Consider the following 26,843-nt stretch of genomic DNA (forward strand, 5'->3'; position numbering starts at 1 on the left):
CGGTGGATGGTTCCGGCGGAACATCGCCTTGGTGAACTCAACTTTCCCGCCGACGCTTGTTTGCGAAATTAGGCATCCCCGTTGAACGCCGCCTCGGCGAATCGGGGTGGACTCCGGTGGACGTCCACGGACGGGTACGCATCAAAACGCCATGATGGCGCCGGATTGCGGCCCCGCGTCGGCAGCGCCTACCGCCACCGGTGTAGCGCTCGGTGAGATACGCGAGGACCTCCTGGTCCTCCTTGTCGATCAGCCAGGCGCAGGGATGGTTGGCGACGTCACCGTGGTGGAGCGCGCCCATGGTCTCGGCGAGTTGCTGCGTGGCGGCTTCATGGAGGCAGTCCAGGCGGGGGTGGCCCGGCCGGGCCGAAGAGATCCCGGATGAAGAATTTTCCAAGGTGGAATCATAATCTGTTCTCTTCACCGAACGTGCTGTGAACTGCTTCGTATGGCATCGAGATAAGTCAACCTGTTTCTTTATATAAGGACGCTCAATCTCAGATGAGGTTATCAGCGTTCTGATTCACACTAACCTCCTGACTCTAGTCACTACACGGGAGGCTTGATGAAAAAACCGGGGATACGTGCCGCGATCGTGGCCGTACTCATGCTCGTCACGGGAGTCGGCACCGCGGGTTATGCGTCCGCGGCATCGGCGAGCCAGTCGTCCTGGGTGCAGCGGGACGGCCGGGTCGAGGTCCGGCAGCTGTCGACGTCGGCCGCCGCCGACCTGCAGCGGCAGATCGACGACACGCTGCGCACCACCACGGGCGGCGTGCAGGTCAGTGCCAACGAGATTGCCTACCAAGGCGGGAACGTGGTGTTGTCGCTGCCGCTGCCCGGTCAGCGCACTGCGCCGGCGAGCAGCAAGGCGGCTCTGGCGTTGACCGAACCCGCCGCGTCGTCGGCGGCCGGCGCCGTGGTGCCCTATGACGCGTACGGCTGCCCGGCCGGCGCGTCCGACAACCGGTGGTACTGCTTCTATCAGGACGCGAACTTCGGCGGTTGGCGGTTGCAGTGGAACTACCAGCACTGCGACGTCCAACACGGGGACTATCTCGACTTCGTGAACTACAACTTCGCAGCTGAGACCTCGTCGTGGGTCAACACCGGGACGCTCTACGTCTTCACGTTCGACGCGGGCTGGTACCCGCTGTGGACGGAGAACCCGGCGCAACAGCCGGGCTACACCGCCTCGTCCTACGTCGGCAACGAGGAGAACGACCGGGCCTTCTACGCCGAGGCCTGCTGACACAGCCAGGGTTTTCACTAAACCGGGGAGACACAGATGAAGTTCCGTACCACCCGTACCGTCTTCGGCGCCGCCGCGGTGGCCGTGCTGGCCTGGACCGGCAGCGTTACCACCGCCTCGGCTGCCACGCAGCCCGCCCAGTCCTCGTGGGCCCAGCGGGACAGCCGTACCGAGGTCCGGCAGCTGTCGGCGTCGGCGGCCACCGACCTGCAGCAGCAGATCGACCAGACGCTGCGCACCACCAAGGGTGGCGTGCAGGTCAGCGCCAACGAGATTGCCTACAAGGGGAGCGGGGCCTTGTTGTCCCTGCCTCTGCCAGGTCAACGTACGGCGCCTGAGAACAGCCAAGCTGCGCTGGCGCTGTTCGCTCCCTCGGCCGCCAAGGCCACGCCGAACATCACTGTGTACTACTGGGGGTGCCCGCAGGGCGACAGCGCCGACAACCAGTGGTACTGCTTCTATCAGGACGCGAACATGGGTGGCCGCCGGTTGCAGTGGAACCTGCAGCACTGCGGTACCGACTACGAGGGCATCTTCGCCAACTACGGGTTCACTGCCCAGGCCTCGTCGTGGGTCAACACCGGTCCGCTGTACGTCTGGGCCCAGGTCGGCAGCAGCACGCTGTGGGTGGAGAACCCCGACGAGTACAACAAGTACGTCGGTGACGAGGACAACGACCTCGCGACCGGCTTCACCTCCTGCTAGGCGCGCATGGATCGGGCGTGGCCGCCGGTGCCCAGGCACCGGCGGCCACGCCGCGTCCTCAGCCCGTCGTGTCGGTACGGTCGGCACTTTGGTAGAGGTCGTAGCCGATGACTGACGGGATCGGCACGTTCAGCTTGCCCGCCGTTTGTGTGAGGGTCTGTTCGAAGCCGAGTACCGCTCCGTTGGTCGGGTCGATCAGGAGCGTGTAGCGCGTCGGGAGTCCGTTGCTGGCGCTGTCGACGGCGAATGCGTGAGCCGGTCGGCCTGCGCGGTCTGTGGTCGTCCCCAGGTCGATCAGGCCGGGGATCGTGCCGAGCACGCGCAGGACGGCGGCTCGCTCGGCGGGGTTCAGCACCTGCTCGGTGACCAGGTCGGTGATCGCGACCATGGTCTCCTGCGGGCCGGCAGCGGCCGGGTGTCCCTGCTGGAGCCATGCGGTCAGTGCGGTCGGGTCCTGGGGCGGTCTGCCGTTCCATATCCTGACCACGGACGTCAGCACGGTGGGCGGCTGGTTTTTGCCGGGCGAGCCGGCGTCCTTCCACGCCTGTTCCTGCGCGTGGTAGCTGAATACCGGTGCCACGAACGTGCGGATCATCTTCCCGGACCCGTCCGCGGCCAGCCACTGCTCGGTCTGCTGAGGCACGACCGCCGAGCGGACCTGGTTGCCGTCGATGCGCGTGAACAGGCTCCATTGCTGGTAGCGGAGGTGGTCGTAGCGCCCTTGGCCGGTGGTGTCGGGCAGCGCTGCCGTCCGGTCGGCGATGGCGGCCAGCTGGTTTTTGGCGTCGGAGATGTCCCTCACTCCTGAGTAGGCAAGCGCGGCCGGTGTCGCGGTCGCAGCGTGGGTGGTGCCGGCGCCGACGCCGAAGGTGGCGACCGCCGTCACCGCGGCGGCGGTCAGCGTGCCGGCCATCGACAGCGCCGTGCGGCGCGACAGTTGGTGCCTGCGCTCGGTGGCTGGGCCGTCCAGATGTGTCAGATCTGTCAGATCTGTCAGATGCGCCAGATGCGTCGGAGCCCGGTAGGTTCCGTCGAGGATGGAATCAGGGTCGGTGTGGGCCGCCGCCTGGGACCCGGCCGGCAGCGTCCGGGCCGGATCCAGGGCCGCAAGCGCTTCGCGGGCCTGTGCGAAGGTGGGTTTCATCGTCCTCCAGCTCCCTTTGTCAGGTCGGGTTCCAGGTAGGCGGCCGGCTGGAGCAGCGGCTCAACCGGGGCCTCGGAAAGGTGGCGGGCGAGCCGCCGGCGGGCCCGGTGCAGCCGTACGCGTGCGGTCGTCGCGCTGCAGCCGACGACTACGGCGGCCTCGGTGACGCTGAGCCGCTCCCACTCGGTGAGCAGTATCAGCTCACGATCAGCCTCCGAGAGCAGCGTCAACGCGTCGGCGACCTGCAGCACACTGCACACCTGGTCGGCGAGGTCGGGATCGGCGATCACCGCCTGCTCGGCGGACTTCGCGATCAGCGCCTCCCATCGCGCCCTGCCGCGCCGGTCGTTGGCGATGACGCGCCGCGCGGTGCCGTACAGCCACGGCAGCGGTTCCTCCGGCAACTGGTCGAAGCGGCGCCACGCGGTCAGGAACGTCGTGGCCACGACGTCGGCGACGTCGTCGGGCGGCACTCGGCGTGACGCATATCTGGCCACGTGCTCGTAGTGCTGTTGATATACATGCGTGAAGCGTTTATGTGGGTCTTGAGCCGGATCCCTGGGCATGCGAACCTCCCACCCTGTTCTATTTCCGGCTCAGCCACCCGCGTTACACCCCTCGCGGATTCCTCGAAACCCGAGCTGCTCAACGGTCCCAAGCGCTACACCTCATCAAACGCCGTGGTGGAGCCTTGTTGCGGCCCCGTGTCGGCAGCGTCGACGAACCACTGGCGTACCGCTGACACGCAAGAGCTCACTGGTTCATTCCAGGCGGTGCCCCGACGGCTCGGGCGGTACCAGTATCGAGCAAGGCGGGGGCACGGTCCGTGGTCCTCGCGGAAGGCTTCTCCTGTGGCAGTTTCGGGAGCAGCTGTTTCTCAACGTCGGCCCCGAGAACGGAGGGTAGTCGACGCAGGCTAAAGGGTTACGGGGGCTGCGGCCGCTTTTGTAGACTCGTCGGTCGTTGCGTGACGCAGCTTTGCCTGTGGTCGAGGCCGCGAGAACGGGGGGCTTTACTGATGGTGCGTCCAACTGGTTGGGACATTCTGGGCCTGGATGGGGATCCGACGCCCGGCGTGGTGGAGTCGGTGCAGGCCCTGGCCAAGGAGTTCGGCGATTTCGCGCACGACGTCGAGTCGGCGTATCGAAGTCTGAACTCCTTCGGTTCCGACACCGCGGCGTTGCAGTGGGTCGGCCAGACCGCGGACGCCTTCAAGTCCAACTATGGTCCTCTGCCGGGCCGTCTGCAGAAGCTGTACACCTCCTATAGCGAGGCCTCTGACGCGTTGACTGCGTACGCGCCCAAGCTCCAGGCGGCGCAGTCGAAGGCTGACTCGGCGTTGCGCCAGGCTCAGGACGCGAACACGGATCTTCAGCGGGCCACCACCAGTGCCAACACCGCTGCGGCTGACTTGAAGACGGCGCAGCAGAACCATGCCGCCGTCCCCAATCCGCAGGCGGTCACCGATGCGCAGACTGCGCATGACACGGCGCAGACGAACCTGAACAATGCCAAGAGCCGTATGGCCGCGTTGACTGCTCAAGCTCACCAGGCCTACGACGACCGCATCGCCGCTGCGAAGGACTGCGCCAGGGCGATCGGCCACGCCCAGTCCGACGGCATCCACAACAAGCACTGGTGGGAGCACATCGGTGCGGACCTGGCGGACTGGGGCGGGAAGATCGCCGACATCGCGGGCGACCTGGCGCCGTTCCTGGACGTCCTCGCCTTGGCCACCTCATGGATCCCCGGTGTCGACGTCATCACCGCCGGCTTGGCCGAGGCCGACAACCTGATCGCGTTGGTGGGCACAGGCTTGGAGGTCGTCGGCGACGGTATGCAGGGCCACTGGGGCGACGCCCTGATGGGCGTTGGGATGCTCGGTGCCCAGTACCTCGGCGGCAAGGCGCTGGAGAAGTTCGGCGGGCCGTTGTTGGAGAAGTTCGCGGCGCGCGGCAACAAGTTGGCCTGCGAGGGTGGTGACCCGGTCGACGTGGTGTCCGGGAGCGTGATCGCGTACGAGACGGACGCGGCCTTTCCCGGAGTGCTGCGGCTGGTGTTCCGTCGCTCCTACTCTTCGGCCTACCGCACTGGACGTCTGCTGGGCTCTGGATGGTCTTCGACTCTGGACCAGCGGCTCGCGGTCACGGCGGCCGGCATCCACTTCACCGGTGATGACGCCCAATTGTTGGCCTATCCCGTTCCGGAACCCGGCCAAACCGTATTGCCGCGTGAGGGAGCGCGCTGGCCGCTGGAATGGGACCGCGCCACCGACGAGATCCGGATCAGCGACCCGTGGCTTGGCTGTACGTGGCACTTCGGGGTCGTCCACCATCGCACCGAGGAAGGTCAGATTCGCGATGTCACCGCGATGACCGACCGGAACGGTAACCGGATCGACTATCTGCGCGACACGTACGGCACGCCGGTTGAAGTCCAGCACTCGGGCGGCTACCGCGTCGGGGTGGACACGGTGGTCACCGGCAGCGGACCGCGCATCGCAGGGCTGCGGCTCGTGGACGAGTCCGCCGACGGCGGTGGCGTCAGGCTCACCGCGTACACGTACGACGGCCGCGGCCGACTGACCGGGGTCGTCAACTCCTCCGAGCAGTCCTCCACCTACGAGTACGACGACGAAGATCGCATGACGGCCTCCGTCGATCGCCTCGGGTTCCGGTACGAATACGAGTACGACGACTACGGTCGCGCCGTACGCGGTACCGGGACCGACGGTTTCCTGTCGGCTGTCTTCACGTACGACCAGCAAGAGAACACGACCATCGTGACCGACTCGCTCGGGTACCCGTCGACGTTCCAGTACGACGAGAACGGGCACGTCCTGGCCTATACCGATCCGCTGGGCAACAGGTTCGGGACCGAATACGACCGCTACGGCCGCATCCTTTCTCGGACCGACCCGCTGGGCAACCGCACGATCTTTGAGTACGACGGCCACGGCGACCCGGTGCGGATGACCGGCCCGGACGGCGCTGTCACGTCCATCGAATTCAACGCCTTCCATCAGGTCGCCTCCATCCGTACCGCCGAAGGGCCGACGTGGTTCCGGCGGTACGACGACCGGGGAAACCTGGTCGAGGTGGTCGAGCCGTCTGGAGCCGTGACGCGCGCCGAATACGGGACCAACGGCGGGATCGTGCGAGGCGTCGACCCGATGGGCTCGGTGGTGGGCTACGAGTGCGACGCGGCTGGGCTGCCGGTGGCCGTGACCGACCCGCTCGGGGGCCGCACTGCTGCTGTGCGGGACAGCTTCGGGCGCGTCGTCGCGGTGACGGATGCGGCCGGTGCGACGACGCGGTTCCAGTGGACGGTCGAGGGTCTGCTCGCCCTGCAGGTCGATCCGGACGGGTCTCGGACCGCATGGTCGCATGACGCGGAAGGAAACCTGACCGGGACGGTCGACGCGTTGGGCGCGGCGTCCACGGTCGAGGTCGGGCCGTTCGGCCGGGCCAAGGCACAGACCGGGCCGGACGGGACGCGACGCGAGTTCGTTCACGACACCGAGCTCAACGTGCTGTCGGTCACCACCGGTGGCGGGGTCTGGCGGTATGCCTACGATCCCGCCGGCCGATTGGTGGGCGAGTCCGACTTCGCCGGCCGGGATCTGGCCTATCGCTACGACCCGGCCGGACGCATGGTCGCGCGCAGGACCGGGCTCGGGGAATGGGTCGGCTTCGAATACGACCTCGCCGGCCAGCTGCTGCTGCGTCGGACACCTGAAGGCGACTACCGCTACTCGTATGACGCCGAGGGTCGGCTGATCGGCATCGCCGGCGACGACAGTCAGGTCGGCTACACCTGGGATCCTTCGGGCCGGCTGATGGCCGAGACTGTCGACGGCCGTACGACGGCTTTCGAATACGACCTGTCCGGACGCCGCGTGCGACGGATCACGCCGAGCGGTGCGGTTTCGGAGTGGTCCTATGACGCGGCGGGCCTGCCCGCGTCGCTGCGGGCCGGGTCGGCGACACTCACGTTCGGCTTCGACGTCGCAGGCCGCGAGGTCGAGCGGCTGCTGCCCGGGGCGAGTCTGAGCCGGGAGTTCGACACCGCGGGACGTCCGGCGCAGCAGCTCTTGCAGTCGGGCGCGGGCGCGGACCGGCGCACGACGTTGGAGCGCCGGTGGTCGCGGCGCGCCGATGGGGTGCCGACCGAGGTTCGCGACAGTCTGCGCGGGACCCGGTACTACGAGACCGATCCAGTGGGCCGCGTCACCGCCGTCACGGCGCAGGGCTGGCGGGAGACCTACGCCTACGACGAATTCGGCAATGTGGCCGCCGAGACGCTCCAGCAGGATCGGGAGCCCGGCGTCACCGAGCTGCCACGTCAGACCGATCGCACCCGGACCCGCCAGGCCCGACGCACCACCTACGAATACGACGACGCCGGGCGGGTGGTCCGTACGGTGCGCCGGACCCTTGACGGCCGCAGGCTCGTGCGCGAGTTCGCGTGGAACAGCGAAGACCGCCTGATACGAGCCGTGACCCCGGACGGCACCACCTGGCACTACGGCTATGACCCCGTCGGGCGCCGGACCTCAAAGGCCCGGGTGGGCGGCGACGGCACGGTCGGCGAACGCACCGTGTTCGTGTGGGAAGGCCCGATGACGGCCGAGCAGCACACCTATGCTCCGGACGGCTCGGTGGTCGTCGTGACCTGGGACTACGACCCCGGGAGCGTGCGGCCCGCGGCCCAGCGCCGCCGCGAGCTGGCTGTGGGAGCCGATCCGGCCTCGGCCGAGGAGACCTTCCACGCCGTCGTCACCGACCTCGCGGGCACCCCGACCGAGCTGGTGGCCGACGACGGCGGGATCGCCTGGTACACCACCACAGACCTGTGGGGCCGCGCCATCGCGGTGTCCGACGGTCACGGCGTGGACTGCCCGCTCCGGTTCCCCGGGCAGTATCACGACGCCGAAACCGGTCTGAACTACAACCTGCACCGGTACTACGACCCCGAGTCGGGCGCCTATCTCACCCCCGACCCGTTGGGCCTCGAAGCCGGTCCGAACGACCACGCCTACGTTCCGAACCCGCTCATCGACACGGACCCGTTCGGGCTGATGTGCAACAAGGCCCTGCTGAAGTGGGCTGAGGAGGCGAACGGCAAGGCCGAGGACTATCACGCGATCACCAATACGAAGGACACGGACTGGTTCTTCCGCAACGGAACCACCGCGGTCGTCAAGGCTCGTTTCCCCGACGGGAACGGCGGCTGGGTCGTGAAGAACGTCGTGGCACAGAGCGGCGAGGCGATGGACCTGCGAGTCGTGTCGGCCGCCTTCAAGAACGGCGACATCCCGGTGCCGGACAACGTGCCGGGGCTTACCCACGCGGAGCACAACGCCTTGCACTTCATCAACCAGGCAGGCGGTGTCCCGGTGGCCGGGGGGTCGTCGCGCAATGTGTGCAAGACTGTCTGTGGGCCGTTCGTGCGCGCCACGAATGGGCTGGTCATGGGCCCTGTGCGGCCCGGTTTCGGTGAGAAGGTGAGGACGTTCTTTTGGCCCGGTTCGATGTCACCGCCTTTCTAGCCGAAGGGGCCAGGCGCGCCGCGGAGATCGACGCCCTCCAGGGGCGTATCGACGCCGCCCTCACCGACTTCACGGCCAGGGCGTCCGGCGACCAGGCCGCGCTGTTCGCCGCCGCGTGCGCCGAACGGGCCGCCGGCATCCTGCTGTGGAAGGCTGCGGCTGAAGGCCGGCAGCAAGAAGCCGACGCCTACACCCGTGCCTTGGAGCAGGCGTGGGGCGAAACCGCGGCGGGGGAAAGGGTCACCTCCAGCGACTTCGATCGGATGTTCGAGCTGGCGCAGCACGACGTTCCGGTCCGGAAAGACCCGCTCGTCAAGGCTGCCGGCTTCGCCGAGTGTGCGGCGCTGGCGCTGCGGTCGGCTCTGCTCCTGGGCGAGACCGGCGACGTGTCCGAAGTTCGGGCGGTGTCGTCGTCTTTGTGGAAGGACGCCTCGCTTCTGGCGAAGCGTACCGAGGCGGCCGACCTGGAGCCTGAGGAGATCAGCCGGCAGATCGCCGATATGGCGACACTCCTGGAAGACGGGGCGACTGCCGAGGTGAAGGCGGCGCTGCGGGAGGAGTCCCGGCGGATTGGCCGGCAGTGGCTCGACCTCGCTTCTGGTTACGCTGAGTCCTGATTCCCGTGCGGTGTCGCCGCGCAGCAGGACTTGCACCCGCGGGACGTCCGTCCCGCGGGCTTTGCTGCGGTGAGCTGACCGTAGAGCACGTCCAGCCGGGGCCGGGGTGCCGGACTGCGCGACGACTCCGATGCCGCTGGCGCACGGCACCCCGCCATCACGAATGCGTGGCCGGCACTGTGATCGCGTCGATGTCCGGGGCTGCCGCGCTCGCGTTCGTGAGGGTGATCGTGTTCGTGCCGGCGGCCAGTATCAGGGCGACCGTCTGGTTCCCCGGCGTTGAGAAGGAGCCGGTGGTTCCGAAGGTGACGGTCTGCGGCGGCCCGTCGTTGACGCTGATCGAGGCGTTGCGGGTCGATGAGCCGTCGGTGAACGCCACCACGATCTGATACGTGCCGGCGCCGTCGGGGGCGACGACGCCGTTGAACCGCAGCGTGCCGGTTCCGGTGCTCTGCTTTCCGATGTGGCCGACGCGGGCGCCGGCGGAGCAGGCGCTGCACGTGATGACGCTTGCGGGTGCGGTGATGGTGTTCGCCGTGGACTCGGCTTGGTACAGCGTCGGGCCGGTGGTTGTGCCGGTCACGGTCAGCGTGAACGTCGTGGTGTGGGTGGCCGAGGGTGCTGTGGCGGTGATCGTGATCGGGTACGTGCCGGCTGGGGTGCTCGTGGCGGTGGTGATGGTCAGCGTTGAGGAGTTGCCCGCAGTGGTCGACGACGGCGCGAACGTCGCCGTCGTGCCGCTCGGCAGGCCTGAGGCGCTCAGCGTCACCGGCTCCGCGGTGCCGGATGCGAGTGTGGTGCTGACCGTGGTTGTCGAGGTCGAGCCTGCGGTGGCCGTTGTCGACGCCGGGCTCGCGCTCAGTGTGAAGTCGTTGCCGACCGAGCTCGACGGCAGCAGGTAGAACGGATCGGTCGCGGTGGCCGCCAGCAGGTACCACGAGGTGGCGCCGGTGTGGGGTGCCGCGTAGTAGTAGTCGGAGTCGCAGTCGGAGAGCTTGTCGTGCGAGGCGGCGACGATGCCCTTTCCGTTGTTGTGCAGCGCTGTGGTCTGCGCGAGTTGGATCGTGTTCAGGTAGTTCTGGGCCTTCGTCGCGTCGCCGCTGGCATTGCGGATCGCCAGTGCGTCGGCCAGGTGCGCGGTGCCCTCGAACCAGACCTTGGACTTGTCGCAGGCTCCGAAGCTGACGCCGCTGAAGGTGCCGTCGGTCGCCGCCAGGTTGGTCACGTCCCAGTCGATCGAGGCGCTGCGGGTGGGGTCCTTGAAGGCCAGGTACGTCCAGGTGTTGACGTCCTCCGGCAGGAAGCCCTTGTTCAGGGTGATGCCGTCGGGGTTGGTGCCGACCCAGTACTTGCTGTTCGTGCTGTCCCACATCGCGGCGACGAACGACTTGGCGTGCGCCGCACGCGTGGTCCAGGTGCTGTCGCCGGTTTCGGTGGCCAGCATCGTGAACAGTGCGTAGACGTCGAGGTTGTGCTCGGTCGATTTCCAGGTCAGCTTGCCGCTGGAGTCGTAGCCGCCGGTGTATCCGCCGGGGCCGTTGGTGGCGTTGGCGTTCGTCTGGATCCAGGTCGCGACGCTGGTCGCGCCGGTGAGGTAGGAGGCGTCGGCGGTCCTGGCGTAGAGCTGGACCAGGGCCTGGCCGACCCAGGCCATGTTGCCGACGTCGCTGGTGTCGTCGGTGGCGCTGACCTTGCTCGGCGAGGTCAGCGGGGTCGGGGCGTAGGCGGCGCGGATGCGGCCGTCCTTCGACTTGTCGTTCGCCTGCACGTAGAGCAGGGCGTTGCCGATCACCTTCGCGCGGGCCAGGTCGTCGGCGGTGCCGCGGGTCAGCAGGGCGTCGATGACGAGCGCGTCGTCGTAGGTGACGGAGTCGGTGAAGGAGCCCATCGCCGAGTCCGGGACGAAGCTCTGCACCAACCGGGTCGTGCTGCCCGTGGCGTACTTGTCCATCATCTGGTCGAGGAAGAGGTAGCCGTTCGCCGTGCTGGTCGGCGTGATGGACGCCGGCCTGATGGACGCCGGCGTGGCGGCGGCTGTGGTCGCCATCGCTGTTCCGAGAGCGACGGCGGCCGCGGCTGTGATCCCCAGCCCCCTGATTCCGTTCTTCACTGACGTCACGTCCTTCTCATCGGATGCGGCTCGCGTCGTCGGTCATTCTTGAGCTGACAAAAGGTCAAGTCAAGAGTCTTTACTAGAATCTCCGGTCGGCAGGCGATGACGGCAGGTGGTAGCGCTCGATCATGGCGCCGTCCGCGCTGAGGCCTTACCCTTTGTCAATGCGATCGGCCGTCAAGCGAACCCGCGCCCGCGAGGCGATCCTCACGATGGTGGCCGCCGCCGGCGCCGGCGACGCGCTGCCGTCGGAGCACGAGCTCTGCGAAACCCTCGGCGTCTCCCGGCCGACGCTGCGCGCCGCCGTCGACGAACTCGTCGACGAGGGCGTCCTGATCCGCCGCCCGGGCCGGGGCACCTTCACCGCGCCCTCGAAGGTCGCGCAGCCGCTGGCCCCGACCGCGGGCGTGGCGAACTCGTTCCGGGTGCCGCTGTCCGAAGGCGTGTGGGAGAGCCGCACGCTCGGCTTCGAGCGGGCCAGCGCCGACGCCCGGCTGGCCCGTGCGCTCGGCGTCTCTCCGAGCGAGCTGCTGGTGAAGGTCGAGCGGCTGCGGATCGTCAACGGAGCGCCGCTGGCGATCGAGCGGATCCACGTGCCGGACAAGTACGTGCCCGGCATCACCGGCGACGACTTCCAGCGTGGCTCGTTCTACCAGCTGCTGCACTCCCGGTACGGCATCACGATGGCGCGCGCCGCGCAGTCGATCGAGGCCACGGTCACCGACGAGCACGAATCAGGGCACTTGGAGGTGCCGCCGTACAGCCCGGCGCTGCTGTTCGACGTGACGACGCGGGACTCGCGGGACGTGATCATCGAGTACACGCGCGCGGTGTATCGCGGGGACCGCTATCGGATCGATTCCGACTTGGTGTTGGCTCCGGGGTGAGGTCGCTCCGGGCTGAGGCAGGTGTTCGGGAGCACCGGGCGGAGATCGGTGTCCGCGAGCGCCGACTGAGTTCGGTGTCCGCGAGTGCGGTCAGCCGTTCCAGCCCTCGTAATTCTCGAACTCGTAGAAGTCCATGTTCGCGATCTCCAAATTGGCGGCCAGCGATCCGGCGCCGGCCAGCGGGATGCGGATCGACTGGCCGGGGGTGTCGTAGAGGTCGACGACCAGCAGCCGGTGGACCGGATCGGCGAGCGTCCGCGCGTCCGCGAGCGCGACCATCGTCGTGTGCTGGTCGTTGCGGCCCACGGTCGGGACGAGCGCCGGCACCTGGCCGGGCTGCAGCGACTCGAACGCGGGGTCGTCGACGACGCGGGCGCTGAGGCCCAGTCCGGCCGATCCGGTGTCGCCGAAGTCGACCTGCGTGTCGTTGTCCTCGTCGAGGTCGCCGAGCGCGGACAGCAGGCTGTTCCAGCCCTCGTGGTTCTCGAAGTCGGTGCGCACCAGCAGCGTCAGCGGATAGCCGGGCAGCGGTGGGAACGAGGTCCGGACGACGCCGGTCGGGGTGGGATTCGTCGGCTCGCCCGCGTCGCCGAGGTACGTGCCGCACAGGTCCATGCCGCGGATCAGCTCGTCGAAGCTGATCGTGCCGTCGTGGAGCCCGGTGAGGACGCGCACGAGCTCCGCCGTCGGGACGCGCACGCCGCGCCCCGGAACCTCGCGCAGGTCGATGAGCATCAGGTTGTCGTTGCCGTACACCGCGGAGATGTCCGCCTGCGCGATGACCGGGGCGTCGAAACCCGGCGGGAGCAGGGCGGGGAAGTCGCCGCCGTGCAGGTAGTCCCAGTCGGGGTTCGCGGTCAGGCGCAGTCGGAGGTTGTCGTCGCCCCCGCGCTTGTCGTCGCCCTTGCCCTCGGCATCGTCGCCGAGTACCAGCAGGTCTCCGTCACGGCGCCCGCCGACGGTCTGCAGGATCGCGTCCCACAGCGGAGTCCCGTCGTCTTCGTAGCAGGTGTTCACGAGCAGCACCTCGCCGGGCGCCGGGAGCGGGAGCATCGGGAACGGCATGGGGCGTCTCCATTTCAGCCGGGCATGCGGAGCTGTGTCAGAACCACGCGATTGTGTCGCATGGCTCTGACACAGATGCATATCCGGTCTCAGCCGGACTGCCCCGCAGGCAACGGCGTCGTCCATTCGAGCTGGTGGGCCAACTCCGCGTCGGTGAGCGCCGGTGGCCGCTCGTTCGCGTTGGGGCCGGTGCCAGTGCCGGCCCCCGGCTTCGGCGGCGTGCGGCTCGCGGTCAGGGCGGCGCTGGCGGCGATGTTGTTCTCGACGCGGGGGCGGCGGAGGAGATCGAAGGTTGCGAGAGCCGCTGACGTGCTTGGGGAGTCGCGGAGGGCCTTGGCCAGGACGACGGCGTCCTCCAAGGCCATGGAGGCGCCTTGGCCGGTTGCGGGGGAGGCGGCGTGGGCGGCGTCGCCGATGATCACGGCTCGTGGCGTGTTCCAGCGCAGGCCGAGGGGCAGGTCGAGGGCGTTGGTGACCATGAGCTGATCGGTGGTGGCGGCGACGATGGCGGCGGCCGGGGTGCTGTCGGGGCGGAGGAGCGGGACGAGGTGGTCGCGCCACTCGACCGGGGTGGTGGTGGCCATCTCTTCCGCGGTGGCCTGAGGGCCGGAAACCCTAGCGAACCAAAAGGTTTCTCCGCTCGGCGAGCAGGCGTACCCGAAGGCGGCGTTGCTGCCGCGGATCATGGTGATGGCTTCGGCGTGCTTCTGTTGGGCGGCGGAGGCGTCAGTGGTGTAGCCGTAGAAGACCCGCTGACCCGCGTAGCGCGGTGCGGCCGGGCTGATCAGCGAGCGCACCGTCGAGTTCAGGCCGTCCGCTCCGATGAGGAGATCGCCGGTGGCGCTCTGCCCGTCGGTGAACGTCGCGGTGACGCCCGCCGGGTCCTCTGTCAGGGAGCTGAGCCGCGCGCCGTGCCGGATCGGGATGCCCCGGCGCCGTACTTCCGCCTGAAGCCCTGCGTAGAGATCCGTCCGACGCAAGCAGCGGTAGCGCGCCAAGGGCTCGTCCGGTGAGCCGAGTGGCGCGTCGGCGAGTTCCGTGCCCGAAGCGTCGATGAGGCGCAGGCGCGTCAGAGGGAAGCCGAGTTCGGCGACCGCGGACGCCGCGCCGATCTGTCCCAGCGCGCGCATCCCGTTGCTCGCCAACGTCAGGAAGGCGCCGAGGTCCTCGCCGTTGTCGGGGTGCGCCTCGTAGACCGTGGGCTCGAAGCCCGCCTGGTGCAGGGTCAGCGCGGCGGCTGTGCCGGCGATGCCGCCGCCGATGATCAGGATTCTCACTTACTCGGCTCGCTCTTCCCCGATGTGAGTCCGACCAGCGGCATGAACAGGTCGTCCACGATCTCGACGACCCGCTCCACCGGGATCGGCTTGTACGTCATCAGCATCTCGTGCCGCATCAGGTCGAAGGGCATGGCCAGGACCGCCGGGGGGACCGCGGCCAGGTCGATCTCGCCGCGCTCCTCGGCGCGCGCGAGGATCTGCTGGGACCAGCGGGAGTTGTCCGAGGTCAGGCGTTCCCTGATGTCGGCGGGGGTCATGCCGGCGCTGGCCATCAGGCCCGCGAAGGTGGCGCCGACGATGGCGACGAAGCCGACCCGGGAGACGCTGACGCCGGTGAGGAAGGCGATCATGTCGTCGCGCAGGCTGCCGGTGTCGGGGACCTCGACGGGGTGCGTCGTGCCGTAGTGCCGGATGGCGGCCAGGACCAGGTCGTCCTTGTTGGGCCAGCGGCGGTAGAGCACCGCGACGCCGGTCTTGGCGCGGGCCGCGATCGACTCCATGGTCAGGCGGGCGAAGCCGGCGTCGACCAGCTCCTGCCAGGCGGCGTCCAGGATGGCGGCCTCGAGTTCCTCGCCGCGGCGGCGCTGGCGGGGCTGCTGCGCCTGGTGCGCCTGCTGGTTCTGGTGCGCCTGCTGTGCCTGCTGGTTCGTCTCGTGCGTCCGGTCGGTCGCGTGCGCCTGGTCGGTCACGGTTCTCAGCTTAGCGAAGCGCGAAAATAAGAGTGGCTTCCATTTCTTATCGAGTCCGGCTACTCTCGCTAAGAGAGGTTTCCGTCTCTTAAGTGGAGCGGAAGTGAGGGGACAGCCATGTCAGAGACAGCAAGGACAGCGACGAAGCCCGCAGGCGGGGGCGGGGACGCGGACGGGAAACTGGATCCGGCGGTCGTCAAGACCGCGCTGATCCTCATCGTCGGTGCGATGGCCGTCATCTTCGACACCACGATCGTCAGCGTCGCCCTGCACACGCTCTCGGCGAAGCTCGACGCCTCGGTCTCGACCATCCAGTGGGTGGCGACCGGCTATCTCCTGGCGCTCGGGATCGCGGTGCCGCTGAGCACGTGGGGACTTCAGCGCTTCGGCGGCAAGCGGGTGTGGATGTTCTCCCTGGCCGTGTTCCTCGTCGGCTCGGTCGGGGCCAGCCTGGCGTGGAACGTCGAGGCGCTGATCGGCTGGCGGGTCGTGCAGGGACTCGGCGGCGGCCTCATGCTCCCGCTGATGACGACGCTGATCTTCCAGTCGGCCGGCGGGAAGTCGCTCGGGCGGCTCGTCACCTACGTCGCCCTGCCCGCGCTGCTCGGGCCGATCCTCGGTCCGGTAATCGGCGGCGCGATCCTGACGCACCTGTCGTGGCGCTACATGTTCTGGGTGAACGTGCCGTTTTGCCTGATCGGCATGTTCCTCGCCTGGCGCTACCTGAAGATCGACGACGCGCCCGCGCCGGGGTCGGGAGGTTCGGGCGCCGCCGGGAGCAAGGCGAAGCTGGACCTGCCCGGGCTCCTGCTCCTCGCGCCGGGGACCTCGATCGTGCTGCTGGGCCTGGCCAACGCGGGTACCGGCTCCGGCTTCGGCCAGACCGACGTGATCCTCCCGCTCATCGAGGGCGGCGCGCTGCTGGCCGCGTTCGTCGGGTACGCGCTGCGCGCCAGCCGTCCGCTCGTCGAGATCCGGCTGCTCGCCAGGCGGTCGGTCGCCTCGTCGTCGGCGGTGTTGTTCTTCTCCGGCTTCTCGCTGTACGGAGCCATGCTCCTGATGCCGCTGTACTACCAGGACGTGCGTGGCGCCTCGGCGCTGTCCGCGGGCATCCTGCTGGTGCCGCAGGGGGTCGGCACGATCCTGTCGCGCATCGTCACCGGCGGCGCCATCGACCGGCTCGGCACGCGGGTCCTGGCGCTGAGCGGCTTCGCCATCGTGGCCGTCGCGACCGTCCCGTTCGCGCTGGCCGGGCCGCACACGGCCGAATGGCAGCTCGCCGGCTGGATGGTGTTGCGCGGGTTCGGGCTCGGGGCCGTGACGATGCCGGTGATGGTCGCCGGGTACGTCGGGCTGGAGAAGCACCAGATCCCGCATTCCAGTGTGCTGACCCGGACCGCGCAGCAGATCGGCGGCTCGTTCGGGACGGCGGTGCTGGCGGTGATCCTGCAGAGCGGCATCGCGGCGCATCCGCGGACGCCGGTGACCGCGTTCCACTCGGCGTTCTGGTGGTCGGTGGGGTTCTCCGCGGTCGCGGTGCTGCTGTCGCTGACGCTGCCCGGTGCGCAGCGGGCGCCTGTGGCGGACCCGGGGACGGCTTCCGCGGAACGCTTGGCCTCGGCGTCTGTGGAGGGGTAAGGAGCTTGAGACGTGGAACGGCCCCGTCGCTGTTGCGACGGGGCCGTTCGGCGCGCGGTGCGGTCTACGGGAACGGGATGGTGACCCAGTAGATCGGGTTGGTGGTCGTGCCCCGGTTGCAGGCGACGGTCGGGGTGGCGCCATTGTCGAGGCCGTTGGTTCCGCTGAGCGTGCAGACGAGTTCGGCCGCGTGGCCGCCGGCGGTGACGACGTTGACGTAGAGGTGGTCGTGCTGGATGGCTTCCGAGACGTCGACGACGTGGTCGGCGGTCGTGCCCGGGTAGCCGATGCCGAGGAGCCCGGTGCTCAGAGACTGGGCGGGGCCGCGGAGGCTGTTGTCGATCAGGCGGTAGTTCAGGGCATTGCCGCTGAGGGTGACCTGCTCGGCGAACTCGTCGCTGTGGAAGGCGATGTCGATGTCCGGGCCGGCGGGGCCGGTCGGGCCGGTCGCTCCGGCAGGGCCGGCGGGACCGGCGGGGCCGGCTGCTCCGGCAGGACCTGCGGGGCCGGCAGGACCGACAGCGCCGGCAGGACCGGCAGGACCTGCGGGGCCGGCAGGGCCTGCAGACCCGGTCGCGCCGGGGGTGCCCGCAGGGCCTGCGGGACCGGCGGGACCGACAGCGCCAGCCGGCCCGGCGGGGCCTGCAGAGCCGGTCGCGCCGGGGGTACCGGCAGGGCCGGCGGGTCCGGCAGGACCGGCAGGGCCTGCCGTGCCCGGAGTTCCAGGAACACCCTGAGGCCCGGCGGGACCAGCCGGGCCCGCAGAACCGGTCGCGCCGGCAGGACCGGCCGGTCCGGCAGTGCCCGTGTCACCCTTCATCCCGGTGGCGCCAGTGGCGCCAGCCGGACCGGCGGGCCCCCGCAGCCCCATCGGCCCACGAGCCCCCTTCGGCCCGCGCGGACCGGTGGGCCCCTGCTTCCCGACGCACTCGCACTTCTCGTGCGGCTTGTGGTGGCACGGCATGTGCGCCACGCGGTGGTGGTGTGCGGGCTCGAAGTGCCGACGGGGCACGTACACGTGCGGCGGCTGCGGAGGAGGCAACGGCATTCCGTCGGCTTTCGGCGTGAACGCGTGCTGGATCGCCGCCTGCTGGATCGCCGCCTGGTGCAGCGCCGGGTGTACGGCCGCGCTGAGCGTCGTCCGGTCCGAGACCCGAGCCGCGACCCGAGCCGCCGGCGGCGCCGAGAACGCGGCGGCGCTGAGCGGTTTGGCCGCGTCGACCGGTGCGGCGGCGGCGAGCGGCGCGGTGCTCGCCGCGGCCTCCGTGCGGGCGCGGTGGTCGTGCGCCGTGCCGTGCTGAACGCCGACGACCGTCAGCGTCGCGCCGGCGAGCACCGTCAGGCCGGTAGTCACCATGACGCACTTCTGGAGCGTCCCCACCGACCTTTGAGATTCTTGCGGCATGCTGGAGTAGCCCTTTCCCGAGTGAATCTGAAGAATGGCGACTGGCCTCAGACCTCTGGTTGCCCGAAGCTTGATCGCACCGAAACGGCATCGCCGTCTTCCTCACTCGCTCGGCCGATCCGTCGAGGTCAGACCACGCTCAGCGGGTGATCGGGCCGCGACAGCACACCGCATTCCTCATATCAACGACGAGATTCGACGAGCCGCCGCACCGACATCTCGCGATTGGCGACCGTCTGCTCCCGGTGGAGGTCCGGCAGCTCCGGCATCTCCAGCAGCATGTCGCAGGCCCGCACCGAGCCCCGGAAGTCGTCGACCCAGTACGCGCTGATGGAGAGCTCGAACAGCAGCCCCCACCGGTACACCCACGGCCGCACGAACAACACGTCGTCCGGTTGTGGCTCACCGATCCCGGCGCTGGCGAATGAATAAGCAGCCTGATACTGCCCGCGCAGCCTCAGCCGCGATGCGAGCTCGTACAACGCCTCCAGCCGCCGCGGCCGGTACTCCCAGGCCTGGACGAAGGCGTCCATCGCGGCCGGCCAGTCGCCGGCGTCCGCCGTCAGCTCCCCGATCTGCAGCAGCGAGAAGTAGACCTCCTCGGCCCAGCCGCCCATCTCCACCCGCCGGCGGTACAAGGCGATCGCCGCTCCGCGCTCGCCGAGATCGCGCCGCGTCTGCGCGAGGTAGAACACCGTGCGGGTGTTGCCCGGATCCCGTTCGAGGTCCGCGGACAACAGGCGGATGTCGCGCTCGAACTTGTCGGCGCGCGAGCCGCCGTCGGCGAAGTGGTCGACCACCAGCTCGTCGAGGTGGAGTTCGTGGAGCTCCCGGTCGGCGCGGTCGGTGGTGAGGTATTCGTGGGTGGAGCCGACGTAGCGCCACGGCAGGCTGCCGCGGACCAGCCGCTTGTTGCGGTACTCCTGGTTGCCGAGGTGCCGGATCATGTACGAGTCCGCGGTCAGCGGCGGGAGCTCGCCGTGCCGACGCAGGACCATGTCGGCGTCGACGAGCAGCAGGTAGTCGCCCTTGCCCCGGGCGTGTTCCAGGTTCAGCGAGCGGTTGTGGCCGAAGTCGCGCCACGGGTCCTCGTGCAGTTCGCCGGGGACGTCCGCCAGCGCCGCGCGGATCAGGTCCTGGGTACCGTCGGTCGATCCGGTGTCGGAGACGACCCAGTAGTCGACCAGTCCGCGCACCGAGGCCAGGCAGCGTTCGATGACCGCGGCCTCGTTCTTCACGATCATGCACAGGCAGATCGACGCGCGCCCGGTGAGGCGGAACGCCGCCGCCGTGTCGGCCAGGCCTCGTTCCTCGGGGGTCGCCGCCCCGTCCACGTCGTCGGGCCTGGGCCCCGGCAGGATCGACGGCAACTGCGCGGGTGTCGGCTGGCTCACGGCGGCGTCCCTTCAGGCGGGCGGTATGTCCGTTACGCGCACATACCGTAGCGCTCCGCCATCCGGGAAATGCGCAGGATGGCTCCTCCCCGCGTGCCGGGGCGTGTCGCGGAATCAGGAACGGAACGACGCGTACAACGCGTCCAGAGCCTCGTCCATCGCGGCCTTGTCGGGCGTCGCGCACCGGTAGTTCAGCCCTCTGATCCACATCAGCAGATCGTCCTCGGGCGCCAGGCCGTGGACCCGGACGTAGTACGCGAGCCCGTCGCTCCACACCCACGTGCCGTCGGTCCGGAACGAGGCGCCGACCACTTTGCCGCGCGAGGGATCGAGCTTGTCCGGACTCAGGGCCGTGGTCATCAGGATCGGCGCGCCGGCGGCCAGGAACGCGGCGACGCGCTCGCGTTCGGCGTCCTCGAGAATCGGGCCGATGATGCCGCTGTCCACCGGGACTCGGGCGATGTGAACCTGCTCAGGCATCGGCGACGTCCGCTCCTCGTTCCATCCGCCGCAGGTGCGCGAGCAGATCCGGATGCGGCGCGAGCTGGTACTCGGCCAGGTAGTACGCGGCCGACGCGCGCCAGATCCACTCCCCGTCGGTGCGGTACTCCTGCGGGACGACCCGGCCGTGGTCCGGATCGATCACGTCCTCGGCCGCCGCGAGGCTCGACACCACGGCGTTCCCGGACATCATCCGCGCGGCCAGGCGGTCGCATTCGGCCGGGTCGGGCAGCCGCACGTGGTCGGCGCCGAAGCGCGGCACGCCGTCGTCGTCCGCGAAGTCGTAGACGCCGGTGCTCCGGATGCCGCCGGTGTGCGGCGACTCCTCCAGCGTGGCGATCCACAGCGGGTCGGCGTCCTTCAGCGCGGCCAGGTGGAACTCCGACAGCGCCTCGCCGCTCCAGAACACCTCGATCTGCGCGGGTCCGGCCGGGGCCTGCGCCAGCTGCGCGTCGAAGGCGACGTCCCAGGCGGCCAGCCCGGGATCGACCTCGATCAGGAACACCGGGATCACGGCCGCGCCGCTGCCCCGCCAGGCCCGCCAGACCTGCAGCACGCCCGGCTGCGAGGCCATCATCAGCACCAGCGTCGGACCGGCGTCCAGGCCCTGGTCCGGAGCCGGGCAGAGGTCGAAGGCGGCCGCCGGTTTCGGGGTGCCGGCGATGCTGACCGGGACCCGGTCCAGCGCCGACAGATCCAGTCCCGGTTCCTCGATCTGCCCGGGGATCTCCCGCAGCAGCGCGACTTCCGCCGGGGTCAGCGCGAAGCCCGACTCGGCCAGGACCGAGACCAGGCCGACGGAGAACGCCGCCAACTCGCCCTCGGCCAGCGACTGCCGCAGCCCGGCCAGCCGCTCGGCGGGCAGGTCCGCGGCCAGCCGCAGCAGCAGCCGGTGCAGCCGGGTCATCGTGGCCCAGACCTCGCCGGACCACTGGAACCACTCGGTGACGCGGGCGGCCCGCTCGCGGTCGACGGCCGCGCCGAACACCGACGCGCCCCGTTCCGGCAGCTCGGGCCGGGCCCACAGCCGCAGCGACGCGGCCAGCGCAGCCCGCTGATATCCGGTCTGCGGGTCGCCGGTCCAGTACGCCTCGATCTGCGGGGCTCCCTCGCCTCGCGTCTGAAGCGCGCGCCCCGCCTCGGCCGCCAGCCGCCACGCCTCGGCGCCGGACGCGAGGTCCAGGAGATACACGCGCCGGTCGCCGTGGCCGGTCCCGGATCTCGTCGACCGGCGGACCGCCACGACCTTCGGGTCGCGGAACACCGAGGCGACCATCGCCCGGTCGAGGTCGTCGGCGATCGCGGGCGGCCCGGTCCGGAAGGCCACGGAAGGCGGCAGTTGTTCGGCGGCGTCGGAGATCCGGAGCTCAGGCGGCAGACCGGGCCGGCGGCCGGGAGCGGCCGGGAGCGCGGCGAGCGTCTCGGCCTCCTGTGGTGTCAAGCTGACCCCGAGCGTCATCGCGGTGGTGACGACGACCTCGGCGAGTCCGACGAGGTCCTCCTGCGCGAGCCACTCCCGGGCCTGCGTGATCAGCGGATCGGGCAGCCGTCCGGCCAGGCCCGAGAGCAGCCGGTGGACGCGGGCCAGCGTCCGCCACCGCTCGGCGGCCGTGCTCCCGATCGCGCTGTCCGCGGGTTCCTGCTCGGTCATGGATCAGCCCTCCTCCATGACGATGATCTCGCATCCGTCGGGCAGACCGGGCACTCGCGCCAGGATCGCGGCGATCCGCTCGGGATCGGTGACCCGGTGGGTCCGGGCGCCGGGCGGGAACACGTACTCGCGGGTGCCCCGGTAGACGGTGAACGGCGACAGGTCGCGGGCGTTCTTGCCGGTGAGCTCGTACAGCACCAGGGTCGGCGTCCCGCTGCCGGGATTGGTCTCCATGAAGTGGACCGCCGTGGCCAGGTCCGGGCTGAGGCTGAACACCTGCCGGGTGGTGGCCTGGTCGCCGTAGCGTCCCCGGCTCAGCAGGTTGACCTTGTCGCCGCGGAACACCAGCATCGGGTGCTCCGGGCTGCCCATCGCCGGGAGCTGGTGCAGCGCCTCCATGAACATGTCGGTGTGGACGCGGATCTCGTCGAACAGCGCGGGCAGCCGTTCGTTCACCTGCTCCTTGATGCCGGCCCAGGCGTAGGCGCGTTCGTCGGACGCGCCGTCGATCCATTGCCGGGCTTCGGGAGTCAGCGGGGAGTTCTTGTTCAGCGGCTCGGGGCCGGTGTGCACGATCGGCCGCAGGGAGATCGGCAGCCGGCCCGGGTTCTCCCCCTTGGCGAGGGCCGACAGGTAGCGTTCGACGGAGACTCGCGCGGTGTGTCCGAACTCGGTGCGCATGAGCCGGTCCGCAATCGACTCCGGCAGCGATCCGGTGAACGAGTCCACGGTCAGCGCGTGGTTGATGGCCGTGTGGCTGTGCGTGGTGTAGACGGCCAGCGCGGTCAGATGGGCCTCGGACAGCCCGGCGACGGCCGCGCGCACGGCCTCGGGGTCGTTCGGGTCGATGCCGTTGCGCTCGGCCCAGGCGTGCAGCGTGTACTCCGGGATGTGCGCGGACGGCGGCGTGTGCTCCGGGATCTGGCCGGCCGGCGGCTCGCCGTCGGTGATGTGGCCGTCGGACAGCTGCTGCCAGATCTCGTGGACCAGTTCGTTCAGCTCCGGCTCGTCGGCGCGGTTGTGCCGGGCTTCGGTGAAGCCCTGCGGGTCCGTGGCCAGGTGCTGGTAGTGCGTCTGGTGCGGCAGCGGGACGTCCGGGGCCGGCCCGGACTCGCCGTGCCAGTCCAGGACCCGCCGGTAGAACTCCACCGGGTCCACGCGATCGGCGATCCGACCGCCGGCCAGCGGTCCGCTCCGGGCGATCTGCGCGCCGAGCGCCATCTCGTAGAGCGAGTGGTCCCGGCCGGGCAGCATCCAGGCCATCAGGCCCTTGAGGAACTGGTCGCGCTGTGCCGGATCCAGGCCCAGCAGCTCGGCCGAGGTGAGCATCTTGGTGGTGGTCAGGGAGATGCCGTCGGCCGTGGGCAGGCCGGCTTCCTCGGTCGCGTCGGTCCAGGCGCTCTTGGTGTCGTGGACCGTGACGCCCTCGCGCCAGGGCAGCTTGGCGTTCGGGTCGTCGACCGGCAGATCCATGTGCTGCTGCACGAAATCCCGGGACAGCCGGCCGAGCGGCGCCCCGAGATCCGCGTAGTCCTGCGCGGTGCGTGCCAACGTCTCCTGCTCGGTGTCCGGGCGGTCGTTGCGGCCCTTCTGGCTCCGGATCGTGGCCGCCTGGTTCTTGATCCAGTGGTCGGAGCCGCGGATCACGTTGCCGGTGGCCACCGGGTCGCGGTCGAAGCGGTGGCCGCCGGCTCCGAGGATCTTCTCTCCCAGCGGTCCGGCTTCGAAGGCTCCGAGCGCGCGCCGCAGCGGGCTGTTGAGCTGGCGGTAGCGGGCTCGCAGGCTCTCGATGTTCACGCCCGCGTCCTGGAGCCGGTTCCAGTCCCCGGCGTCGGCGACCCGGATGACGGCGTTCTTGAAGACCTCCGGGCGGTCGTAGTTCATGTAGAAGGCGTTGTAGAGGGCTGTCATGGTCTCCCGGACATCGCCCTGCTCCAGGATCGTGTCGACGGAGACGTGCGTGCCGACGTTGCCCGCGTTGCCTGCCTTGTCGCTGAGGAAGACGCTGTCGATCCGGTGCTCGAAGGCGGCTTGGGACTCGTCCGGCAGCTTGTCGTTGAGCGTGCGCAGCGCCGTGCGCAGGTCTCGCAGAGCACTGCGAGCCTGGTCCAGGACCGCGGGGTCCTTGAAGTCGAAGGCGCCCAGCTTCTGTTCGAAGCCGGTGGATTCCTGGAGCGAGCCTTCGCGGTCGATGCGCCGGAGCTGTTTGAAGCCCCAGGGCGCCGGCTGTTTGTCCCCGGCCAGCTGGAGGACGTCGCCGGTCGGGTCGAAGTGCGCCGAGGGCGGCCGGAGCGGGTCGCCGGGCGGCAGGTCGCGGGTCTCGACGCGGCCGTCGGAGGTCGGGTGCGCGAGCTTCCAGGTGCCGTCGCCGGCCAGGTGTCCGGTGCCGGTGCCGTCGTCGACCAGGTCCGGGCGCTGGCCGTGCGGGCTGTCGACCTGGTGGGCGGTGGCGACGACGGTGCCGCGGTGGTCGATCCAGACCGGTGCGTCGGCGGCGATGACGTCGTGCCCCGATACCCGGGCCAGCTCGGCCGCGCCATCCGCGGCCTCGCAGCCGTAGAGCCGGATCGGGACGTCCTTCGGGACGTTCGCGAGGTGGTCGGCGAGCTCGGAGAACGGCAGGTGCATGCCGCCGACGACGATGCCGTCCGCGTCGGAGTGGGCGAAGATCGTGAAGGCGCCGGCGCGGGGGTCCGCGGAGGCAGCCATCCGGCGCAGGATGTCGCCGTTGGTGTCGAGAGTGCTCACGACGAGGCCGGATTCTGTGGTGTCCAGCCGGACTTGAGTGCTGTGCTCGCCGTCGGTGACGGTCACCAGTTGGTGATCGCCTTCGCCGGTGACCGAGGCGATGTGCGCGGGACGGTCGGGGAGGCCGAAGGGGTCGCCGGGACTTCCGTCGCCGCGACCGCCGCCACCGGAATCCGAGCGCCCGCCACCGTTTCCGGTGTGACTGCTGCCGAGCGCCGTGAACGTTGCGGCATGCACGGCGCCGACGCCGACCAGTTCGCGCTGTTGTGCCGCGGTCCCACTGAGTTGGGATTCGAATCGTTGGGCTTGATCGCTGAGCGCCTGTGCCGCCTGCTGGTGTTCGGCGGCGTACTGCTGCTGGTAACGCTCCAGGTCGTTCTGGCCGTGGAAGGTCCCGTCCTGCGTGATGTCGCCGGGCACCGCTGTGGGATCACTGGAAACGGCCGGGTCCTCCTGGCCGATCCCGCTCGCGGCGCGGGTGTGCGCGGCGGCCATGTCGCCGGGCGCGCCTTGCGGGCGCAGGAAGTCGTTGAGCGGCTGGACGCCCTGGAACGAGCCGTCCGCGTTGAACGCGGCCTGGTGGCCCGGCGGGATCGGGTTGTCGCCGGGGTAGGTGTAGACCTCCCGCAACTGCCCGGTGTCGTAGTTGTAGACCGCGGCCTCGTTGGTGCCCAGTGGACGGTTGAAGCCCTGCGGCACGGTCTGCCCGTCCCCGGAGACCACGACCACCGGGTCCTTGCCCTGCTGGAAGACGTGCGAGGCGCCGGGATCGACGGGGCGCATCGTCGGGTCGTAGACCGGCGCGGAGTCCGGAGCAGAGTCCGGAGCAGAGCCGGGCGTCGGGGCGTTGCGGACCGCCGTCCCCTGATACTGACCGTTGGAGTCGTAGAGCTCTGATGTCCCCGCGTGCAGCGGGCCCTTGCCGCCGCCGTGCGACACGACGCCGGTCGGCTCGTACGCGCCGCCGCCCTCCGAGGGCGCGTAGGTGACGCTGCCGGTCGGGCTGCCGCCGCGGTCGAGCGTCTGCGCGCGCACCGCCTGGTAGTCCGTCGTGGCGCCGCTCTTGTCGCTGACGGTCAGGGTCCCGGTGTCGCCGTCGAAGCTGCCGCGTCCGAGGCGGGTCGGCGGCTGGGAGGGGTCCGGTCCGGTCCGGTAGACGGTCAGGCCGTTCGCGCCGTTCGGATCGATCGCGCCGCCGTAGCGGTGCACCAGCAGGTTGTCGCCGCCGGTGGTGTCGATCGTCATGCGCGGGGCGGTGATCTGGTCCTTCGCGAGGTCCTTGGCGCCATGGATCCCGCTCTGGAACATGCCCTGCAGGAAGGACTTCTGCCAGTTCGCGAACGGGCCCTGCTCGCCGGCGGCCCAGTTCTTGGCGCCGAGGTCCTGGATCCCCTGGTCCGCGTAGTAGGTCGCCGCGTTGCCGCCGACCATCGACGCGCCGCCGTAGACCATGCCGGCGCCCTTGCGGACGAACGGGTTGTTGGTGAAGGAGTTGTCGAGCAGAGGCTTGGCGAAGGCCGGCATGGCCAGGTCGAACCGCTTGGCGAACTGGCCGCCGAGGCCCGGCAGCGCGAACAGGCCGCCGAGCAGGATGCCGTGCTCGAAGTCGTGCAGCAGCAGCGAGCCGTCGTAGTCGCCCCAGCTCCGGTGGCCCTCCACCATCTGGACCGTCTCGGAGATCAGGTCCGGCAGCAAGGTGAAGGCCAGCGCTTCTATCAGGCCCTTGATGAGCATGCGCAGCGCGCTCTGCGCCGCCCAGCGCTCGGCGGCGACCTGGATCGCGACCAGCGGGGTGTCCAGGCCGAAGGTCGCGGCGATCTCCGCCAGCGCTTCGAGGATCTGGATGTAGAGGATGACCGCGACGACGTTCTCGGAGATCTTCGTCGCCTCGATCTGCAGGGCGGCGGCGTCGGCGTAGTTGGCCATCGCGGCGCACTGGCCGGCCAGCTGCTCCAGGATGCCGTTGCCCTGGACGTACTTCGACCAGTAGTTGTTGAACTCGTCGCAGGACACGGAGGTGATCGCGGAGTTGACCTTCGAGACCACGTCGTTGCCGTAGCCGGCGGCGTTCAGCAGCGAGCCGCACGCCTCCTGCCAGGCCTCACCGCAGCGGCGCAGGGCGTCCTCGTCGCCCTGCGGCCAGGACAGCCCCAGCATCTCCTGGGCCCAGCCCCAGGGTGGGACGAACTGCGGGACGGACATG

At 69.7% G+C, this 26,843-nt stretch carries 17 protein-coding genes; 6 read left to right on the forward strand and 11 right to left on the reverse strand.

Going from position 1 to position 26,843, the window contains the following annotated elements; genetic code table 11:
- The first annotated feature begins 565 nt into the window (after nt 1-565).
- The gene (locus ABH920_RS13195) at nt 566-1,252 is read left to right on the forward strand and encodes a hypothetical protein (protein ID WP_370349217.1); all 687 of its coding nucleotides are present in this window, start codon (nt 566-568) and stop codon (nt 1,250-1,252) included.
- Nucleotides 1,253-1,288: 36 nt separating this feature from the next.
- The gene (locus ABH920_RS13200; RefSeq protein WP_370349218.1) at nt 1,289-1,957 is read left to right on the forward strand and encodes a hypothetical protein; all 669 of its coding nucleotides are present in this window, start codon (nt 1,289-1,291) and stop codon (nt 1,955-1,957) included.
- 58 nt (nt 1,958-2,015) lie between these two features.
- On the opposite strand, the gene ABH920_RS13205 is transcribed toward ABH920_RS13200, so the two are convergent.
- Together ABH920_RS13205 and ABH920_RS13210 are read right to left on the reverse strand one after the other, a co-directional pair.
- Nucleotides 2,016-3,101: a CU044_5270 family protein gene (locus tag ABH920_RS13205; protein WP_370349219.1), complete on the reverse strand. Its 1,086-nt coding sequence runs from the start codon at nt 3,099-3,101 to the stop codon at nt 2,016-2,018.
- A complete protein-coding gene (locus tag ABH920_RS13210) occupies nt 3,098-3,667 on the reverse strand; it encodes an RNA polymerase sigma factor (protein ID WP_370349220.1) in 570 nt (189 codons plus the stop codon). The genes ABH920_RS13205 and ABH920_RS13210 overlap by 4 nt, the downstream gene beginning before the upstream one ends.
- Before the next feature lie 452 nt (nt 3,668-4,119).
- Between ABH920_RS13210 and ABH920_RS13215 the strand changes: the two genes are divergently transcribed.
- Both ABH920_RS13215 and ABH920_RS13220 read left to right on the forward strand, forming a co-directional pair.
- Entirely contained in the window at nt 4,120-8,652 is a 4,533-nt protein-coding gene (locus ABH920_RS13215; protein ID WP_370349221.1) for a DUF6531 domain-containing protein, read from the forward strand.
- Complete coding sequence (locus ABH920_RS13220; protein ID WP_370349222.1) at nt 8,622-9,269, forward strand: hypothetical protein; 648 nt, start codon at nt 8,622-8,624, stop codon at nt 9,267-9,269. The genes ABH920_RS13215 and ABH920_RS13220 overlap by 31 nt, the downstream gene beginning before the upstream one ends.
- 157 nt (nt 9,270-9,426) lie before the next feature.
- Here the strand turns inward: ABH920_RS13220 and ABH920_RS13225 are convergent, their stop codons facing one another.
- Nucleotides 9,427-11,316 carry a hypothetical protein gene (locus ABH920_RS13225; RefSeq protein ID WP_370349223.1) on the reverse strand — a complete coding sequence of 630 codons (1,890 nt, stop codon included), beginning with the start codon at nt 11,314-11,316 and terminating at the stop codon, nt 9,427-9,429.
- Nucleotides 11,317-11,546: 230 nt separating this feature from the next.
- Here ABH920_RS13225 and ABH920_RS13230 point away from each other — a divergent pair, with 230 nt between their 5' ends.
- Nucleotides 11,547-12,269, forward strand: coding sequence for a GntR family transcriptional regulator (locus tag ABH920_RS13230; protein ID WP_370349224.1), 723 nt, complete (start codon nt 11,547-11,549; stop codon nt 12,267-12,269).
- Between the two features lie 90 nt (nt 12,270-12,359).
- On the opposite strand, the gene ABH920_RS13235 is transcribed toward ABH920_RS13230, so the two are convergent.
- The 3 genes from ABH920_RS13235 to ABH920_RS13245 form a co-directional block, all read right to left on the reverse strand.
- Nucleotides 12,360-13,334: a hypothetical protein gene (locus tag ABH920_RS13235; protein ID WP_370349225.1), complete on the reverse strand. Its 975-nt coding sequence runs from the start codon at nt 13,332-13,334 to the stop codon at nt 12,360-12,362.
- Nucleotides 13,335-13,423: 89 nt separating this feature from the next.
- On the reverse strand, nt 13,424-14,611 hold the full coding sequence (locus tag ABH920_RS13240; protein WP_370349226.1) for an FAD-dependent oxidoreductase: 1,188 nt from the start codon (nt 14,609-14,611) through the stop codon (nt 13,424-13,426).
- Nucleotides 14,608-15,303, reverse strand: a complete 696-nt coding sequence (locus ABH920_RS13245) for a TetR/AcrR family transcriptional regulator (protein ID WP_370349227.1) — start codon at nt 15,301-15,303, stop codon at nt 14,608-14,610. Before ABH920_RS13245 ends, ABH920_RS13240 begins: the two co-directional genes overlap by 4 nt.
- A 117-nt stretch (nt 15,304-15,420) precedes the next feature.
- On the opposite strand from ABH920_RS13245, the gene ABH920_RS13250 reads away from it, so the two are divergent.
- Nucleotides 15,421-16,941 (forward strand): MDR family MFS transporter, encoded by a 1,521-nt coding sequence (locus ABH920_RS13250; protein ID WP_370349228.1) that lies wholly within the window; start codon nt 15,421-15,423, stop codon nt 16,939-16,941.
- Nucleotides 16,942-17,005: 64 nt separating this feature from the next.
- On the opposite strand, the gene ABH920_RS13255 is transcribed toward ABH920_RS13250, so the two are convergent.
- The 5 genes from ABH920_RS13255 to ABH920_RS13275 form a co-directional block, all read right to left on the reverse strand.
- A complete protein-coding gene (locus tag ABH920_RS13255; RefSeq protein WP_370349229.1) occupies nt 17,006-18,298 on the reverse strand; it encodes a hypothetical protein in 1,293 nt (430 codons plus the stop codon).
- Between the two features lie 230 nt (nt 18,299-18,528).
- Nucleotides 18,529-19,740 carry a glycosyltransferase gene (locus tag ABH920_RS13260; RefSeq protein WP_370349230.1) on the reverse strand — a complete coding sequence of 404 codons (1,212 nt, stop codon included), beginning with the start codon at nt 19,738-19,740 and terminating at the stop codon, nt 18,529-18,531.
- Nucleotides 19,741-19,854: 114 nt separating this feature from the next.
- Nucleotides 19,855-20,220: a hypothetical protein gene (locus ABH920_RS13265; RefSeq protein ID WP_370349231.1), complete on the reverse strand. Its 366-nt coding sequence runs from the start codon at nt 20,218-20,220 to the stop codon at nt 19,855-19,857.
- The gene (locus ABH920_RS13270; RefSeq protein WP_370349232.1) at nt 20,213-21,892 is read right to left on the reverse strand and encodes a hypothetical protein; all 1,680 of its coding nucleotides are present in this window, start codon (nt 21,890-21,892) and stop codon (nt 20,213-20,215) included. The genes ABH920_RS13265 and ABH920_RS13270 overlap by 8 nt, the downstream gene beginning before the upstream one ends.
- Before the next feature lie 3 nt (nt 21,893-21,895).
- Nucleotides 21,896-26,842 carry a hypothetical protein gene (locus tag ABH920_RS13275; protein ID WP_370349233.1) on the reverse strand — a complete coding sequence of 1,649 codons (4,947 nt, stop codon included), beginning with the start codon at nt 26,840-26,842 and terminating at the stop codon, nt 21,896-21,898.
- Between the last annotated feature and the right edge of the window lies 1 nt (nt 26,843).

Source organism: Catenulispora sp. EB89, assembly GCF_041261445.1.
Classification (GTDB): domain Bacteria; phylum Actinomycetota; class Actinomycetes; order Streptomycetales; family Catenulisporaceae; genus Catenulispora.

Excerpts from the sequence above, each read along its gene's own strand:
- ABH920_RS13235 (WP_370349225.1), bottom strand. The coding sequence starts at position 13,334 with ATGCCGTTCCCGATGCTCCCGCTCCCGGCGCCCGGCGAGGTGCTGCTC.
- ABH920_RS13200 (WP_370349218.1), top strand. The coding sequence starts at position 1,289 with ATGAAGTTCCGTACCACCCGTACCGTCTTCGGCGCCGCCGCGGTGGCC.
- ABH920_RS13195 (WP_370349217.1), top strand. The coding sequence starts at position 566 with ATGAAAAAACCGGGGATACGTGCCGCGATCGTGGCCGTACTCATGCTC.
- ABH920_RS13215 (WP_370349221.1), top strand. The coding sequence starts at position 4,120 with ATGGTGCGTCCAACTGGTTGGGACATTCTGGGCCTGGATGGGGATCCG.
- ABH920_RS13210 (WP_370349220.1), bottom strand. The coding sequence starts at position 3,667 with ATGCCCAGGGATCCGGCTCAAGACCCACATAAACGCTTCACGCATGTA.
- ABH920_RS13270 (WP_370349232.1), bottom strand. The coding sequence starts at position 21,892 with ATGACCGAGCAGGAACCCGCGGACAGCGCGATCGGGAGCACGGCCGCC.
- ABH920_RS13255 (WP_370349229.1), bottom strand. The coding sequence starts at position 18,298 with ATGGTGACTACCGGCCTGACGGTGCTCGCCGGCGCGACGCTGACGGTC.
- ABH920_RS13275 (WP_370349233.1), bottom strand. The coding sequence starts at position 26,842 with ATGTCCGTCCCGCAGTTCGTCCCACCCTGGGGCTGGGCCCAGGAGATG.
- ABH920_RS13230 (WP_370349224.1), top strand. The coding sequence starts at position 11,547 with ATGCGATCGGCCGTCAAGCGAACCCGCGCCCGCGAGGCGATCCTCACG.
- ABH920_RS13265 (WP_370349231.1), bottom strand. The coding sequence starts at position 20,220 with ATGCCTGAGCAGGTTCACATCGCCCGAGTCCCGGTGGACAGCGGCATC.
- ABH920_RS13205 (WP_370349219.1), bottom strand. The coding sequence starts at position 3,101 with ATGAAACCCACCTTCGCACAGGCCCGCGAAGCGCTTGCGGCCCTGGAT.
- ABH920_RS13225 (WP_370349223.1), bottom strand. The coding sequence starts at position 11,316 with ATGGCGACCACAGCCGCCGCCACGCCGGCGTCCATCAGGCCGGCGTCC.
- ABH920_RS13250 (WP_370349228.1), top strand. The coding sequence starts at position 15,421 with ATGTCAGAGACAGCAAGGACAGCGACGAAGCCCGCAGGCGGGGGCGGG.